The 16,367-nt window shown below is 56.9% G+C and carries 12 protein-coding genes; 8 read left to right on the forward strand and 4 right to left on the reverse strand.

Features of this window, described 5'->3' with window-relative positions:
• Window positions 1–2: 2 nt before the first annotated feature.
• From C3708_RS06980 to ppsA, 3 genes are all read right to left on the reverse strand, one after another.
• On the reverse strand, window positions 3–2,378 hold the full coding sequence (locus tag C3708_RS06980) for a glycoside hydrolase family 3 N-terminal domain-containing protein (RefSeq protein ID WP_103948490.1): 2,376 nt from the start codon (window positions 2,376–2,378) through the stop codon (window positions 3–5).
• 3 nt (window positions 2,379–2,381) lie between these two features.
• Window positions 2,382–3,779: an MFS transporter gene (locus tag C3708_RS06985; RefSeq protein WP_103948491.1), complete on the reverse strand. Its 1,398-nt coding sequence runs from the start codon at window positions 3,777–3,779 to the stop codon at window positions 2,382–2,384.
• Window positions 3,780–4,007: 228 nt separating this feature from the next.
• Window positions 4,008–6,386: a phosphoenolpyruvate synthase gene (gene ppsA / locus C3708_RS06990; RefSeq protein ID WP_103946451.1), complete on the reverse strand. Its 2,379-nt coding sequence runs from the start codon at window positions 6,384–6,386 to the stop codon at window positions 4,008–4,010.
• A gap of 335 nt (window positions 6,387–6,721) precedes the next feature.
• Here ppsA and C3708_RS06995 point away from each other — a divergent pair, with 335 nt between their 5' ends.
• The 8 genes from C3708_RS06995 (at window position 6,722) to C3708_RS07030 (ending at window position 14,921) form a co-directional block, all read left to right on the forward strand.
• Window positions 6,722–7,555: a pyruvate, water dikinase regulatory protein gene (locus C3708_RS06995; RefSeq protein WP_095281737.1), complete on the forward strand. Its 834-nt coding sequence runs from the start codon at window positions 6,722–6,724 to the stop codon at window positions 7,553–7,555.
• 151 nt (window positions 7,556–7,706) lie between these two features.
• Window positions 7,707–8,753: a 3-deoxy-7-phosphoheptulonate synthase AroH gene (gene aroH, locus C3708_RS07000; protein ID WP_103948806.1), complete on the forward strand. Its 1,047-nt coding sequence runs from the start codon at window positions 7,707–7,709 to the stop codon at window positions 8,751–8,753.
• A 247-nt stretch (window positions 8,754–9,000) separates the two neighbouring features.
• Entirely contained in the window at window positions 9,001–9,189 is a 189-nt protein-coding gene (gene hemP, locus C3708_RS07005) for a hemin uptake protein HemP (RefSeq protein ID WP_095281735.1), read from the forward strand.
• A 79-nt stretch (window positions 9,190–9,268) separates the two neighbouring features.
• Entirely contained in the window at window positions 9,269–11,263 is a 1,995-nt protein-coding gene (locus C3708_RS07010) for a TonB-dependent hemoglobin/transferrin/lactoferrin family receptor (RefSeq protein WP_103948492.1), read from the forward strand.
• Window positions 11,264–11,310: 47 nt separating this feature from the next.
• Entirely contained in the window at window positions 11,311–12,339 is a 1,029-nt protein-coding gene (gene chuS / locus C3708_RS07015; RefSeq protein WP_103946453.1) for a hematinate-forming heme oxygenase ChuS, read from the forward strand.
• The gene (locus C3708_RS07020) at window positions 12,336–13,157 is read left to right on the forward strand and encodes a hemin ABC transporter substrate-binding protein (protein WP_103946454.1); all 822 of its coding nucleotides are present in this window, start codon (window positions 12,336–12,338) and stop codon (window positions 13,155–13,157) included. Before chuS ends, C3708_RS07020 begins: the two co-directional genes overlap by 4 nt.
• Window positions 13,157–14,149, forward strand: a complete 993-nt coding sequence (locus tag C3708_RS07025) for an iron ABC transporter permease (RefSeq protein WP_103948493.1) — start codon at window positions 13,157–13,159, stop codon at window positions 14,147–14,149. Before C3708_RS07020 ends, C3708_RS07025 begins: the two co-directional genes overlap by 1 nt.
• Window positions 14,142–14,921: a heme ABC transporter ATP-binding protein gene (locus C3708_RS07030; protein ID WP_103948494.1), complete on the forward strand. Its 780-nt coding sequence runs from the start codon at window positions 14,142–14,144 to the stop codon at window positions 14,919–14,921. Before C3708_RS07025 ends, C3708_RS07030 begins: the two co-directional genes overlap by 8 nt.
• On the opposite strand, the gene selO is transcribed toward C3708_RS07030, so the two are convergent.
• Window positions 14,918–16,360 (reverse strand): protein adenylyltransferase SelO, encoded by a 1,443-nt coding sequence (gene selO / locus C3708_RS07035; RefSeq protein ID WP_103948495.1) that lies wholly within the window; start codon window positions 16,358–16,360, stop codon window positions 14,918–14,920. The two genes, C3708_RS07030 and selO, sit on opposite strands and share 4 nt — an antisense overlap.
• Between the last annotated feature and the right edge of the window lie 7 nt (window positions 16,361–16,367).

Genomic DNA, 16,367 nt, shown 5'->3' on the forward strand with positions numbered 1-16,367 from the left:
GATTACGCGTGTTTGACCTCACACAAACTCAGCATCCGCCAGTCATTCGGCAATATATGCGTCTCTCCGAAAACATTCACCGTCACCGCGCCGCGGATATCCGCCGACGATAAACCGACCTGCAGTTCAAACTCGCCAGGTTCGACCACTCTTTTGCCGTCGCGCCGGGTGAAGTTAAACATATCCACCGGTAGACTGACGGTGAGCGTCGCTGTTTCGCCAGGCGACAGCGTCACGCGCTGAAACGCTTTGAGTTCCTGCAACGGACGCACCATCGAGGCCACTTTGTCGCGCACATACACCTGCACTACTTCGCTACCGCTGCGCTCACCGCTGTTTTTGACTTCCACGCTCAGGGTCACTTCGCCATCCACTGGAACAGTGGTTTGCGCAAGACGCACAGATTCGCAGGAGAATTGTGTCCAGCCGAGGCCAAAACCGAAGGGATAACGCGAACCAAAGTGGAAGGCGAACGGCGTGCCGCCGCTTTTCAGCTTGTGGTTGTAGTAGTACGGCATCGCTCCGGCGCTTTTCGGAACACTCACCACCAGGCGGCCCTGCGGTTCAGCGCGTCCAGTCAGCACGTCGGCGATAGCCCAACCGCCCTCCTGCCCTGGAGCCCAGGCCAGCAGTAGGGCCGCGACCTTATCTTCCAGACCTTGCAGGTTGTATGGACGCCCGCCAGTCATGACTACCACCACCGGTTTGCCAGTCGCCACCAGCGCTTCCAGCAGTTGCTGTTGCACGCCAGGCAAGTTGAGACTGTCCGTATCAGAGCCTTCGCCGACAGTGCCACTCTGGAATAATCCGGCCAGATCGCCCACGCAGGCGACCACCACATCGCTCTCCTGCGCTGTGCGCACTGCCTGCGGGATCAGGCTGGTATCAAACGACACTGGCGATTGCTGCATCGGTTTGCCGCCGCTGTCACCAGGGAAGACCGGCGCGCCCGCCATGCGGTGCTCGATAATGTGGCAACCTTTGGCGTAGCGAACCTGAGCATCCCCGAGATAATTTTTCAGGGCGGCAAGCGGCGTCGTCACCTGCGAGGTCTCTTCGACCATATCGCTGATGATCAGATGCACCGGGAAGCTGTAGCCGCTCAGCAGCGCCAGCGGATCGTCAGCGGTCGGCCCGACGACCGCCACGCGCGGTTTACCGGATATCGGCAGCACGCCGTTGTTTTCCAGCAGCGTCAGCGAGCGGGTCGCGACCTCGCGCGCCACCTGACGGGTTTGCGCATTCTGCAGATCGATATTCTCTTCTTGCGTATAGGGATGCTCAAACAAGCCTAAGCGGAATTTTTCGCTGAGCACGCGGGAGACGATTTCATCGATCTTCTCCATCGAAATCAGCCCGCGTTCGACCGCCTCCGCGAGATGGCGGGCGCAGTCATCTTTCGGCAGCTCCACGTCCAGCCCGGCGTTGAAGGCCAGTGCAGCAGACTCAGCCGCGTCGTGGGAAATGCCGTGATGCTGATGCAGCAGGCTGACACCGCCGTAGTCGGCCACCACGATCCCGTCGAAGCCCCACTGTTCGCGCAGAACGGTGGTCAGCAAAAAGCTGTCACTGTGGCCAGGTTGATTGTCGATATCATGATAGGCCGGCATCACCGATCCGGCGTTGGCCCGTTTTACCGCCATCTCAAATGGCAGCAGGAAGGTGTCGTTCAGCTCGCAGAAACCGAGATGGACCGGGGCATGGTTGCGCGCCCCTTCGCTAAACGAGTGGCCGACATAGTGTTTGAGGGTCGCGAGCAGATCGCGTTTTTCGCCCTGCAGTCCTTCGACATAAGCCGTCGCCATCACGCCCACCAGCCACGGATCTTCGCCGAACGTCTCTTCGGTACGCCCCCAGCGCACATCGCGGGAGACATCCAGCACCGGAGCCAGCCCCTGCTGACAGCCCACCGAACGCGCCTCATGACCAATCTGCTGCGCCGCGCGCTTGACCAGCTCCGGGTCCCAGGTCGAACCGTAGTTCAGGGATGACGGGAACAGCGTCGCGTCTTTGCACAGCAGGCCGACCAGACACTCCTCATGAAACAGCGCCGGGATACCGAGGCGGGTTTCCTCAATCATCATCCGTTGCAGCCTGTTAGCCGCACGCACGCCGGTGTGGGCATCGACAATATGCGTTCCTAACGGGCGGGTGATTTGCCCAACTCCGAGTTTTAGCCGTTCGCTTAACGCGGCCTGTTCACTCACACCCGCAAATTCGTCACTGAGGTCGCTGCGTTCACGATGGTTCCCGTTCTCATCGAGAATCAGCCAGTAAGCGTGCATCTGCGCGAATTTCTCTTCCGGGGTCATACGCGCCAGTAAGTCAGCGACACGTTCCTGCACGGGATAGCCCGCGTCCTTGTAGATGGCAGTCATATTTTACTCCTGTGTAGCGGAATGAAAGGCCGGGGTTTGCCCCGCATAGGTACGCGCTTCGCGCTTGCTGGCAAGCTCTCTTGCTATGGAATTCACCCGGCGGCTGTTCAGCTTGTAAACCGAGAGCAGCACCACCATGCCGATAAACAGCACGCAGGGGATCAGGGTGAACAGGGCATTAATGGTGGTGAGTACCTGCGGACTTTGCATTTCCTGCCCTGGCACGTAGTTCATCATTCCCAGCACCCAGCCGACCACGGCACCGCCGAGGGCAAGGCCGAATTTGATGGCGAACAGCGCGGTGGAAAACACCAGCCCGTCCAGACGTCGGCCGCTACGGTGTTCTTCGTAATCCACCACGTCCGAGAACATGGTCCATTGCAGCGGGGTGGTGAGGTTTTGGATAAAGCTAAAGATGATATTCAGGCCGAAGATCAGCCAGATTTGCGTCGGCGGCAGGAAGAAAATCAGTGCGCCAAAAATCACAAAGGAAATAATCGTCCATTGGTAGGCGCGGACGCGGTCAAATTTCCCCAATAACCTTTCGGATAATAAGGCACCGCTTAAGGAGGCCACCATTCCGGAGACGATAAAGGCAAAAACGAGATCCGGACGTAACAACACATAATTGACGTAATATAGGGTGGCGGAGCCGCGCGTCACCACTGCCGTGAGCAGCAAAATATTAAACACAAAAACAATGCGCCATTGGCTGTTTGCGGCTAACAGTTTTAAATCCGTGAGCATCGAGCCGGAGGTGTCATTGCGCGGAGAATAACGCTCGCGGGTCATAAAGAAGCAGATGAAGAATAAGATGATGCCTAACAGGCCCATCAGACTCATAGCATAGAAATAGCCCTTCTGGACGTTGCCGTCGCCTAAGTGTGATACCAGCGGCAGAGCAATAACCGTCACGATCAGTCCGCCGATAAAGGACAAGCCAAAGCGCCATGATTGCAGGGAGTGACGTTCACGCGGATCCATCGTCAGCGCACCGGGCATCGCGCAGTACGGCACGTTAATTGCCGAATAGATCAGGCTCAGCAATGTGTAAGTGACACAGGCGTAAGCAATTTTTGCCGTTGGGCCGACATCCGGCACGTAAAAGGTGATCAAACAACTCACGCCAAACGGAATAGCGAACCACAGCAGCCAGGGTCGAAAACGCCCGTGCCGCGTCTGGGTGCGATCCACCAGCGCGCCAATGCACGGATCGACAAAAGCATCCACCACGCGCACCACCAGAAACATGGTGCCCATAATCGCCGCAGGTAAACCAAATACATCCGTATAGAAATAAGCCAGAAATAAGGTGGCAGTCTGCCAGACCAGGGCGCTTGCCATATCGCCGAGTCCGTAACCTATTTTATCTTTGGTACGTAATACAGAGGAGATCGTCATTTTTAATAGCCTTTTATCAGGTTAAAACGTATTTCAACCAGTGCGCACGATGTAGGGTAATGCGCAGTAAGGCTCAATTATTAGCAGCGCTTCGCGGGCTAACAATTGTAGAAATTAACAGACTGATTACGATATTTGGTTAATTGCGGTAAGTGTGACGAGGAGCATACTGGGGGAATAGTGTGTTGCCGTCCCTTTTACAGAATAAAAGAGACGGCACAGTCAATGTTACTTATTCAGTTCTGCCAGGCTCAGCCAGGTTTGCACCACGGTATCCGGGTTCAGGGATAGGCTGTCGATCCCCTCTTCCATCAGCCAGGCGGCAAAGTCCTCGTGATCGGATGGGCCTTGCCCACAAATCCCGACGTATTTGCCCTGTTTCTTGGCGGCGCGGATGGACATCGACAGCAGCGCTTTCACCGCTTCGTTACGTTCATCGAACAGCTCAGATACCACGCCGGAATCACGGTCCAGACCGAGCGTCAGCTGCGTCATATCGTTAGAGCCGATAGAGAAGCCATCAAAATGTTCCAGGAACTGCTCAGCCAGTAAGGCGTTGGACGGGATTTCGCACATCATGATGATCTTCAGCCCGTTCTCGCCACGCTTCAGACCCTGGCGCGCCAGCTCATCGATCACCGCTTTGGCCTGATCGACGGTACGTACGAACGGAATCATGATTTCGACGTTGGTCAATCCCATCTCGTTGCGCACGCGTTTTACGGCGTCACACTCGAGGGCGAAGCAGTCGCGGAAGCTATCGGCCACGTAGCGACCGGCCCCACGGAAGCCGAGCATCGGGTTCTCTTCTTCCGGCTCGTAGCGCTCGCCACCCACCAGGTTGGCGTATTCGTTGGACTTGAAGTCCGACAGACGCACAATCACACGTTTCGGATAGAATGCCGCGCCCAGAGTCGCAATCCCTTCTGTCAGACGGCCAACGTAGAACTCTTTCGGCGAGTCGTAGCCTTTCATCATTTCGCGAATTTCGTTCTGCAATTGTGGAGTCTGGTCGTCAAACTCAAGCAGCGCGCGCGGGTGCACGCCGATCATACGGTTAATGATAAATTCCAGACGTGCCAGACCCACGCCTTCGTTCGGCAGACAGGCGAAATCAAAGGCGCGATCCGGGTTCCCGACGTTCATCATAATCTTCAGCGGCAGGTCCGGCATGGTGTCGACGCTGGAGCTTTTCACACTGAAGTCGAGAATATCCGCGTAAACGTAGCCGGTATCGCCCTCGGCACAGGAGACGGTGACTTTCTCGCCGTCTTTCATGCGCTCGGTGGCGTCACCGCAGCCGACAACCGCCGGAATGCCCAGTTCACGAGCGATGATCGCCGCGTGACAGGTACGTCCACCACGGTTAGTGACGATGGCCGCGGCTTTCTTCATGATCGGTTCCCAGTCCGGGTCGGTCATGTCCGTCACCAGCACGTCGCCAGGCTGAATACGGTCCATCTCGCTGATGTCGTGGATCACTTTCACCGGACCGGCACCGATACGATGACCAATCGCGCGCCCTTCAGCAACGATTTTGCCTTGCGCATGCAGCGTGTAACGCTCCATCACCTGGCCGCGCGAACGCACGGTTTCAGGACGAGCCTGCACGATAAACAATTTGCCGGTGTGGCCGTCTTTCGCCCATTCGATATCCATCGGACGAGCGTAATGTTTCTCAATCTGAACGGCCTGTTTCGCCAGTTCCTGAACTTCCGCATCGGTCAGCGAGAAGCGATCGCGCTGCTCCTGCGGCACGTCTTCGATTTTCACCTGTTTGCCATGTTCCTGGCTCGGGGCGTAGATCATGCGGATTTTTTTGGAACCCATTGTGCGGCGCACGATCGACGGACGGTTAGCCGCCAGCGTCGGTTTGTGTACGTAGAATTCATCTGGGTTGACCGCGCCTTGCACCACCATTTCGCCCAGACCCCAGGCGGAAGTGATAAACACCACCTGGTCGAAACCGGATTCAGTGTCAATGGAGAACATCACGCCGGATGAGCCAATGTCCGAGCGCACCATACGCTGCACACCCGCAGAGAGCGCCACGCCACGGTGGTCATAGCCCTGATGCACGCGATAGGAGATCGCGCGGTCGTTAAACAGGGAGGCAAACACATGCTTCACCGCCACCAGCACCGCGTCATAGCCCTGAACGTTCAGGAAGGTTTCCTGCTGTCCGGCAAAAGAGGCGTCCGGCATGTCTTCTGCGGTGGCAGAGGAACGCACGGCGAACGAGGCTTGCGCGTCATCAGCGGAGAGTTGGTTATAAGCATCGTGAATGGCTTTTTCCAGCTCCGGCTGGAAAGGTGTGTCGATGATCCACTGGCGGATTTGTGCACCGGCTTTGTTCAGCGCGGCAATATCATCAATATCCGTTTGGTCCAGCAGGTCGTAAATGCGCTGGTTAACACCGCTCTGGTCTAAAAAATAGTTAAACGCGTCGGCAGTTGTGGCAAACCCGTTCGGTACGGAAACGCCCATACCCGACAGATTTGTAATCATTTCACCCAGGGAGGCATTTTTGCCTCCAACTCTGTCTACATCATTCATGCCGAGTTGGTTATACCAAAGCACCAGCGGTGACGAGCCATTGTTGGACATCGAAACAATCCTTTTGTGATATTTAAACGGAGTAAGTAACGCCTGACTTCGTATTTATACTGGCATATTTATTCCCCGCAAAAAAACGGTGAATCGTGTAAGCACTTTTATTTTTCTGTTTTTCGGACACTTTCCCATCAAGCGCTAACCCGATGATTCCTATAGATTCGTACAAAAACCCTTAAAACTAAGCGTCTATTTTAAAAATGAAATCCACTTTTCAGTAAAATCAAAAACACCATTTCATTTATAATTCAGACAAGTTCTTTGCTGTGTATTTTACTTTTTTAATTTATGCTTTCAGGCAATTACGTACGCTATTCAGGGTGGATAAAATGGATAATGCTGTGGATCGCCATGTTTTTTATATTTCTGATGGTACGGCGATCACCGCCGAGGTGCTGGGGCATGCGGTGATGTCGCAATTCCCCGTTGCGATTAACAGCATCACGCTGCCGTTTGTTGAAAACGAGAGCCGGGCAAAGGCGGTGAAAGAGCAAATTGATGCTATTTTCCAGCAAACCGGTGTGCGTCCGTTAGTCTTCTATTCCATTGTTATTCCCGAAATTCGTACCATTATTTTGCAGAGTGAAGGTTTTTGTCAGGATATCGTGCAGGCCCTGGTGGCCCCGTTACAAGGCGAGCTCAAGCTCGACCCGACGCCGATCGCCCATCGTACTCACGGTCTGAACCCCGGCAATCTGGTGAAGTACGATGCACGCATCGCCGCCATCGATTACACCCTCGCCCACGACGACGGTATTTCGATGCGCAATCTCGATCAGGCGCAGGTGATTTTGCTGGGCGTGTCGCGTTGCGGTAAAACGCCGACCAGTCTCTATCTTGCTCTCCAGTTTGGTATCCGCGCGGCAAACTATCCGTTTATTGCTGATGATATGGATAACCTTGTGCTGCCTGCCGCTCTGAAACCACTGCAACATAAGCTGTTTGGATTGACGATTAATCCAGAGCGTCTGGCCGCCATTCGCGAGGAGCGTCGCGAAAACAGCCGCTATGCCTCGATGCGCCAGTGCCGTATGGAAGTATCAGAAGTGGAAGCCCTGTATCGCAAGAATCAGATTCCGTGGCTGAATAGCACCAACTATTCGGTCGAAGAGATCGCCACAAAAATCCTCGACATCATGGGACTGAATCGCCGCATGTACTAATATGCTAGTACGATAGTTTATTTTCAGTTATCATTGCGTCCACTCTCGGGGCGGGTTTGCCCCGAACTTGAAATCAGCAGGGATTGGTTTAAGGTGATGCCCATCACTTCCCGGTAGTCTGCCGATGAAGCAAAAAATTCTGAGAACTTCCATGAACAAAACTGACGAACTTCGCACTGCGCGTATCGAAAGTCTGGTGACCCCCGCCGAACTGGCGCTGCGCCACCCGGTCTCTGCAAGCGTTGCGGAACACGTGACAGCGTCACGTCGACGCATTGAAAAAATCCTTAACGGTGAAGACCGCCGTTTACTGGTGATTATTGGCCCCTGCTCTATTCACGATCTCGATGCCGCAATGGATTACGCGCAGCGCCTGAAAGTGCTGCGTGATAAACATCAGGATCGCCTTGAAATCGTGATGCGCACCTACTTTGAAAAGCCGCGTACCGTGGTGGGCTGGAAAGGACTTATCTCCGATCCTGACCTCAACGGCAGCTACCGCGTGAACCACGGTATTGAGCTGGCGCGCAAACTGCTCCTGCAGGTTAACGAGCTGGGCGTGCCGACCGCCACCGAGTTTCTCGATATGGTGACCGGGCAGTTTATCGCCGATCTCATCAGTTGGGGGGCAATCGGCGCACGTACAACTGAAAGCCAGATCCACCGCGAGATGGCCTCTGCGCTCTCGTGTCCGGTGGGCTTTAAGAATGGTACCGACGGTAATACGCACATTGCGGTGGATGCAATTCGCGCCTCGCGCGCCAGCCATATGTTCCTCTCGCCGGATAAAAACGGCCAGATGACCATCTACCAAACCAGCGGCAACCCTTACGGGCATATCATTATGCGCGGCGGTAAAAAGCCGAACTACCACACAGAAGATATTGCGTCGGCGTGCGATACGCTGCACGAGTTTGATCTGCCGGAACATCTGGTGGTCGATTTCAGCCACGGTAACTGCCAGAAACAGCACCGCCGTCAGCTGGACGTGTGCGATGAGATTTGCCAGCAGATCCGCAGTGGTTCAACGGCAGTCGCCGGAATCATGGCGGAGAGCTTCCTGAAAGAAGGCACGCAGAAAGTGGTCGCCGGACAGCCGATTACGTATGGTCAGTCAATTACCGATCCGTGTCTGAGCTGGGAAGATAGTGAGTTGCTGCTGGAAAAACTGGCGGCGGCTGTGGGAACCCGGTTCTAGTATTCCTGCCCCTGGTGTCGGGTGGCGCTGCGCTTACCCGACCTACAAAACCCTGTCCCCTGAGCCTCCAGCCTACAAAATCCTGCCGCCTGCGTCGGGTGGCGCTTCGCTTACCCGACCTACAAAACCTTCTGAAAATTCACGGAAATTGATCTCGTCACAAATTTTTCACAAAAACGCTTGCCGTAAAATTTCACTTTGTTGATAATGATTATCATTGTTACATTGATTGTTATTTTTAAACACTATGTCACGCATCAATAACAGCACGGCAACGCTCGAACAAGACCGCACACAGCCAAAACCTGCTCCCACTGAACGTCGCATTGACAGCAAAACGCTGCTCGGCGATGAGGGCCGGGTCATTATTGAGCATGACGGCCAGCACTACCTGCTGCGCCAGACCCATGCCGGAAAACTGATTCTCACTAAATAAACAATACCGATAAAATTCGCCAGCCACCCAGGTGATCCCCAGGCAGCCAGCGCTTTCGATTTCCAAATGGAGAGTTGCTATGCCATACCTGCATTCCGCGTCTTTGCGCCCATCGCTGCTGGCGCTGGCTGTTATCAGTGCCCTGCCGGGCGCGGCGATAGCGGCCACTGCGGCCTCAGAAGACATCACCGTCACCGCCACGGGCAACGCCCGCAGCGCCTTTGAAGCGCCGATGATGGTGAGCGTGATCGACGCCACCGCCCCTGAAAAACAAACCGCCAGCTCCGCCGCCGATCTGCTGCGCAACGTGCCGGGCATTACGCTGGACGGTACCGGTCGCACCAACGGCCAGGACGTCAATCTGCGCGGGTATGACCGCCGTGGCGTATTGATTCTGGTGGATGGCGTGCGCCAGGGCACCGATACCGGCCACCTGAACAGTACCTTCCTCGATCCCGCGCTGATCAAACGTATCGAAGTGGTACGCGGCCCGTCAGCCCTGCTGTACGGCAGCGGCGCAATGGGCGGTGTGATCTCTTATGACACGGTGGATGCGAAAGATCTGCTGGATGCCGGTAAGAACAGCGGCTTCCGCGTGTTCGGCACCGGCGCGACTGGCGATCACAGCATTGGCATGGGCGCGAGCGCGTTTGGTCGCACCGATACGCTGGACGGCGTCGTGGCCTGGTCCAGCCGCGATCGCGGGGATTTGCGCCAGAGCGACGGCACCACCGCGCCTAACGACGAATCCATCAACAACATGCTGGCGAAAGGCAGCTGGAAAATCGACAGCGCTCAGACCCTGGGCGGTTCCCTGCGCTATTACAACAACGCCGCACAGGAACCGAAAAACCCGCAAACCATTGATGCGAGCGACAGCAGCAACCCGATGACAGATCGCTCCACCATCCAGCGCGATGCACAGCTCTCTTACAACATTGCGCCGGAAGGTAATGACTGGCTGAACGCCAGTACTAAGCTGTACTGGTCCGAAGCGCGTATTAACGCCCAGAACGTCGACCGCACCGCCGAGTTCCGCAAGCAGACCACCAAAGGCGGGAAAGTGGAGAACCGCACGCGCCTCTTCACCGACTCCTTTGCCTCTCATCTGCTGACCTACGGCGGTGAATATTATCGTCAGGAGCAAAATCCGGGCGGCTCCACCACCGGCTTCCCGGACGCCAAAATCGATTTCAGCTCCGGCTGGCTGCAGGACGAAATCACCCTGCGCGATCTGCCAGTCACCCTTTTGGGCGGCACGCGCTATGACAACTACCGTGGCAGCAGCGAAGGGTACGAAGATGTGGATGCGGACAAATGGTCCTCCCGCGCGGGCCTGACCGTGACGCCAGCCGACTGGCTGATGCTGTTCGGTTCCTATGCGCAGGCGTTCCGTGCGCCAACGATGGGCGAGATGTATAACGATTCCAAACACTTTTCCATCGGCAATTTCTACACTAACTACTGGGTGCCAAACCCGAATCTGCGTCCGGAAACCAACGAAACGCAGGAGTACGGCTTTGGTCTGCGCTTTGACGATTTGATGCTTGCCAACGACGAGCTGGAGTTCAAAGCCAGCTACTTCGACACCAAAGCGAAAGATTACATTTCCACCACCGTCGACTTTGCCGCCGCGACGACCATGTCCTATAACGTACCGAATGCCAAAATTTGGGGCTGGGACGTGATGGCGAAATACTCCGCTGACCTGTTCAGCCTAGATATGGCCTACAACCGCACGCGTGGCAAAGATACCGACACCGGCGAGTACATCTCCAGCATCAACCCGGACACCGTGACCAGCAAACTGAACGTCCCGGTGGCACAGAGCGGCTACTCCGTGGGCTGGATTGGCACCTTCGTCGATCGTTCGACCCACATCAGCAGCAGCTACAGCAAGCAGCCGGGCTACGCAGTGAATGATTTCTACGTCAGCTATCAGGGCCAGGAACAGCTGAAAGGCGTCACTACCACCCTGGTGCTCGGCAACGCCTTTGACAAAGAGTACTGGTCCCCGCAGGGCATCCCGCAGGATGGACGCAACGGCAAGATTTTCGTCAGTTATCAGTGGTAATCACCTTGCCCCGGCTCGCCGGGGCGCTTATCTGGAAGGAAGAGACAATGAATCACTACACACGCTGGAATGAGCTAAAAGAACAAAACCCTGGCAAATACGCGCGTGACATCGCCGCCATGATGAACATCAGCGAAGCCGAACTGACCTCCGCACGCGTGGGCCATGACGCCTGGCGTCTGCACGGGGAAATCCGTGAGATCCTCACCGCGCTGGAAGCGGTCGGCGAAACCAAGTGCATCTGTCGCAACGAATACGCGGTGCATGAGCAGGTCGGTGCCTTTACTAACCAACACCTGAACGGCCACGCCGGGCTGGTATTGAACCCCGGTGCGCTGGATTTGCGCCTGTTCCTGAACCAGTGGGCCAGCGTGTTCCACATCAGCGAAGCCACCGCGCGCGGTGAGCGTCAGAGTATTCAATTCTTTGACCATCAGGGCGATGCGCTGCTGAAAGTTTACACCACCGACAATACCGACGTCTCCGCGTGGGGTGATGTCCTGACCCGCTTTATCTTCGCCGATAATCCGCCGCTGGAGCTTAAAACCGCCGAAGCCGTGGTTCACTCCTCTGACGTTGACGGTAAAACCGTGGATAGCGAATGGCGTGCGATGACCGACGTGCACCAGTTCTTCAGCCTGCTGAAACGCCACAATTTGAGCCGTCAACAGGCGTTCCGCCTGGTGGGTGACGATCTGGCCTGCAAAGTGGACAACAGCGCCCTGGCGCAGCTGCTGGAAACCGCACGTCAGGATGGCAACGAGATCATGGTCTTCGTCGGCAACCGAGGCTGCGTGCAGATCTTCACCGGTGCGGTGAAAAAACTGGTGCCAATGAAAGGCTGGCTGAACATTTTCAACCCGACCTTTACCCTGCATTTGCTGGAAGAGACTATCGCTGAGACCTGGGTGACGCGTAAACCGACCGCCGACGGCCATGTGACCAGCCTTGAGCTGTTTGCCGCGGACGGCACACAGATCGCGCAGCTGTACGGCCAGCGCACCGAAGGCCAGCCGGAACAGACTCAGTGGCGCGCGCAGATCGACGCCCTGACGCCAAAAGGGCTGGCCGCATGAGAAAACTGCTTGCCCTGATTGTCGCGCTGCCGCTGACGGCCTTTGCAGCGACCCAGGAGAAGATCGTTTCTCTCGGCGGCGATGTGACGGAGATTGTCTATGCCCTGGGCGCGGAGTCTTCTCTCGTCGCCCGCGACAGCACCAGCCTGTGGCCAAAGCAGGCGACTGCCCTGCCAGATGTCGGCTATTTGCGTCAGCTCAATGCCGAGGGCATTCTGGCGATGCGCCCGACGCTGGTGCTGGCGAGCGTACAGGCGCAGCCGTCGCTGGTACTCAAACAGGTCGAGCAGAGCAAGGTTAAGGTGCTGAGCGTGCCGGGAAGCAACGATCTGAGCGTCATCGACGAGAAGATCCGCGTTATCGCCGAGGCGACTCATCGCGTTGAGCAAGGCGAAGCGTTGCGCAAAAGCGTGCGTGAGGCGCTGGCGGCACTGCCGTCAACTCCGCTTAACAAACGGGTGCTGTTCATCCTCAACCACGGCGGAATGAGCGCTATGGCGGCCGGGCAGCAAACCGGAGCGGATGCGGCGATCAGCGCCGCCGGTTTGCAAAACGCGATGCAGGGTTTTTCCCGATATCAGGCGCTTTCGCAGGAAGGCGTGATTGCCAGCCAGCCCGATCTGGTGGTGATTTCGCAGGACGGCGTAAAAGCGATGGGCGGGGAAGAGAATCTGTGGAAGCTGCCAGGTCTGGCGCAAACGCCTGCGGGTAAGAATAAGCAGGTATTGCAGATTGACGATATGGCGCTGCTCGGTTTTAGCGTGCGTACGCCGCAGGCGATTCAGCAATTGCGCGACAAAGCGGAGCAACTGCCCTGATGCCCCGGCGGATCACGTTCTCTCTGTGGACGCTGGCTTTCACGCTAGTGCTAATGACGCTGCTGGCGACCGGTTTTGGCGCGTTGCGCCTGCCGGTCAATCTGCTGTGGAATGGCACCGACGACGCGCTGCGTCAGATCTGGTTTACCATTCGTCTGCCGCGCGTGCTGCTGGCGCTGGTGATTGGAGGGTCGCTGGCGCTGGCGGGCTGTGTGATGCAGGGCCTGTTTCGTAATCCGCTTGCCGATCCTGGACTGCTGGGGATCAGTAGCGGTGCCGCCTGCGCCGTGGCGCTGTGGGTGGTATTGCCTATTACCCTGCCTGCCCTGCTGATGCTTTATGCCCCGATGCTGGCAGCGTTTATTGGCGCACTGGCGGCGACACTGGTGATTTTCCTGCTCAGCCAGCAGCGTGACAGCTCTCTGTCGCGACTACTGTTGGTCGGCATAGCCATTAACGCACTTTGCGGTGCGGCGGTGGGCGTGCTGTCGTGGGTGAGTAATGATGCCCAGCTGCGTCAACTCTCGCTGTGGGGTATGGGCAGTCTGGGAGCGGCTCAGTGGTCGACGCTGCTGGCCGCGACCTCGCTAATGATTCCGACGGTGCTCATTATCTGGCGGCTGGCGAGCGCACTGAATCTGCTGCAACTCGGCGATGAAGAAGCGCACTACCTGGGCGTCGATGTTCGCATCGTGCAGCGTATTTTACTGCTTTGCAGCGCGCTGCTGGTCGCCTCGGCGGTTGCCGTGAGCGGCGTGATTGGCTTTATCGGTCTGGTGGTTCCGCACCTGATGCGCATGTGGCTGGGTTCGGACCACCGCGCGGTGATCCCTGGCTCGGTTCTGTCGGGTGCCTTTTTACTGCTGATTGCCGACACTATCGCCCGAACGGTGGTTTCCCCGGCGGAAATGCCGGTTGGCTTGCTGACCAGTCTGCTCGGTGCACCGTGGTTCCTGTGGCTCATTTTCCGTCGCGGAGGACAGAATGGCTGAACACTTTAACGCACAAAGACTGACCTACGGCACAGCAGAAAAGACCGTGATCCACGATGTCTCGCTCTCGCTGGAACAGGGCGAACTGGTGGCGCTGATCGGGCCTAACGGCGCAGGGAAATCAACGTTACTGCGCCTGCTGACCGGTTTTCTCAAACCTGGCTCCGGGCACATTATGCTGGGTGGAAAAGCGCTGGACGCCTGGAGCACGCAGACACTGTCCCGTCATCGCGCGGTCATGCGCCAGCAAACTCAGCTGGGGTTCGACTGGCCGATTGAAGCGGTGATTGGCATGGGACGCGCGCCCTGGACTCAGCAGCCGGAAGCGTCTGTCATCCATCAGGTGATGCAGCTGACCGGCTGTCTGCCGCTGGCGGGACGAAAATATGCGGCTCTGTCGGGCGGTGAGCAACAGCGCGTTCAGCTTGCCCGCGCGCTGGCGCAGCTGTGGTGTGACGGCGCACCGCGCGGCTGGCTGTTTCTCGATGAACCGACGTCGGCACTGGATCTTTACCACCAGCAGCATTTGCTGCGGCTGATGAAATCTTTAACCGTGCAGGGAAATCTTCACGTTTGCGTTGTCCTTCACGATCTCAATCTGGCCGCCCTGTGGGCAGACCGAATTGTGTTATTGCACGAAGGACAAATTGTGTCACAGGGTTCGCCGGAAAGCGTGCTGCGGGCCGACGATTTGGCCCGCTGGTATGGCGCTCAGGTGCACGTTGGCCAGCATCCGGCGCATGCCACTCCGCAGGTGTTTCTCGCCCCTTAGCTTGAACAACTCACTTCCAGCCGCTTGCCCCAGTCTGGTGGGCGGCTGGCATAATCATCGCTGCGATCGGCAAACGGTGTGCTCAAGGCCTCGTGCAGACGATGCAATTCTGCATAATCCCCCTGCTCTGCCTGTTCAATTGCGCGTTGCGCCAGCCAGTTGCGCAGAACCATCGCCGGGTTAACAGCTTTCATTTGCGCCTGACGAGCGTCATCCTGAACTGTTTCCCTCTGCAAACGCTCGCGGTAAGTGACGAACCAGCTGTCAAATGCCGCTCTGTCGATAAACTCATCGCGCAGTGGCGAGGCGGCACTGTGCTTTTCCGTCTGACTCAGCATGCGGAAGGTGCGGATGTAGTCGCTACCTTCGCGGGCCATCAGTGCAAACAGCGCATTCAGAATCTCGTTATCGCCTTTCTCTTGCGTCAACAGCCCGAGCTTGCGGCGCATCAGCTTGCCGTATTCCTGCAGCAGTACGTCCTGATAAAGATCCAGCGCATCGTTCAGGGCGTCAACGTCGATAAACGGCGAGAGCGATTGAGCAAGACGCTGTAAATTCCACAGCCCAACCGCCGGCTGGTTTTCAAAGCTGTAACGCCCCTGGTGATCCGAATGATTACAGATTAAGTCCGGCTGATAGTCATCGAGAAAACCGTACGGACCGTAGTCCATCGTCAGCCCCAAAATGGACATGTTGTCAGTGTTCATGACCCCGTGAGCGAACCCGACGGTTTGCCAGCAGGCCATCAGCGAGGCGGTGCGTGTCACAACATCACGGAACCACAGGACGTATTTATCCGCATCGTCGGCCCACTGCGGCCAGTGGTGGCGGATAACAAAATCGGCCAGCTGGCGCACTTTTTCCGGTTCGCGACGATAGTAGAAGTGCTCGAAGTGACCAAAACGCACGTGGCTTTGGGCGATACGCATCAGCATCGCGCCCGGCTCATAGGTTTCGCGGGCAATCTGGGTATCGCTGGTCACAATCGATAACGCGCGCGTCGTGGGGATACCCAGGGCGTGCATCGCTTCTGAGGCCAGACTTTCACGGATTGTTGAGCGCAGCACCGCGCGTCCGTCACCCATGCGGGAGTACGGCGTTAAACCAGCACCTTTCAGGTGCCAGTCGACGGTTTGCCCATTCGCAAGCTGTTGTTCCCCGAGCAGAATGCCACGCCCATCACCGAGCTGTCCGGCCCAGACGCCAAACTGGTGGCCGCTGTAGACCTGCGCCAGTGGCTGCATGCCGGGAAGCAGCGTTTCGCCGCCCCAGACCCCAGCGCCAGAGGCTGGCTGGAAGAGTGACGAGGGAACGCCTAAATCGTTTGCCAGACTCGCGTTATGCCAAATCAAACGGGCATTGGTCAGCGGTGTCGGGTTGAGTGCGGTGTAAAAGCCCGGCAGTTCATCGTGCCAGTGAGCAGTAAAAGACAGGGTCATAGGTCCT

Source organism: Lelliottia sp. 7254-16 (genome assembly GCF_002922995.1).
GTDB classification, from domain to species: Bacteria; Pseudomonadota; Gammaproteobacteria; order Enterobacterales; family Enterobacteriaceae; genus Enterobacter; species Enterobacter jeotgali.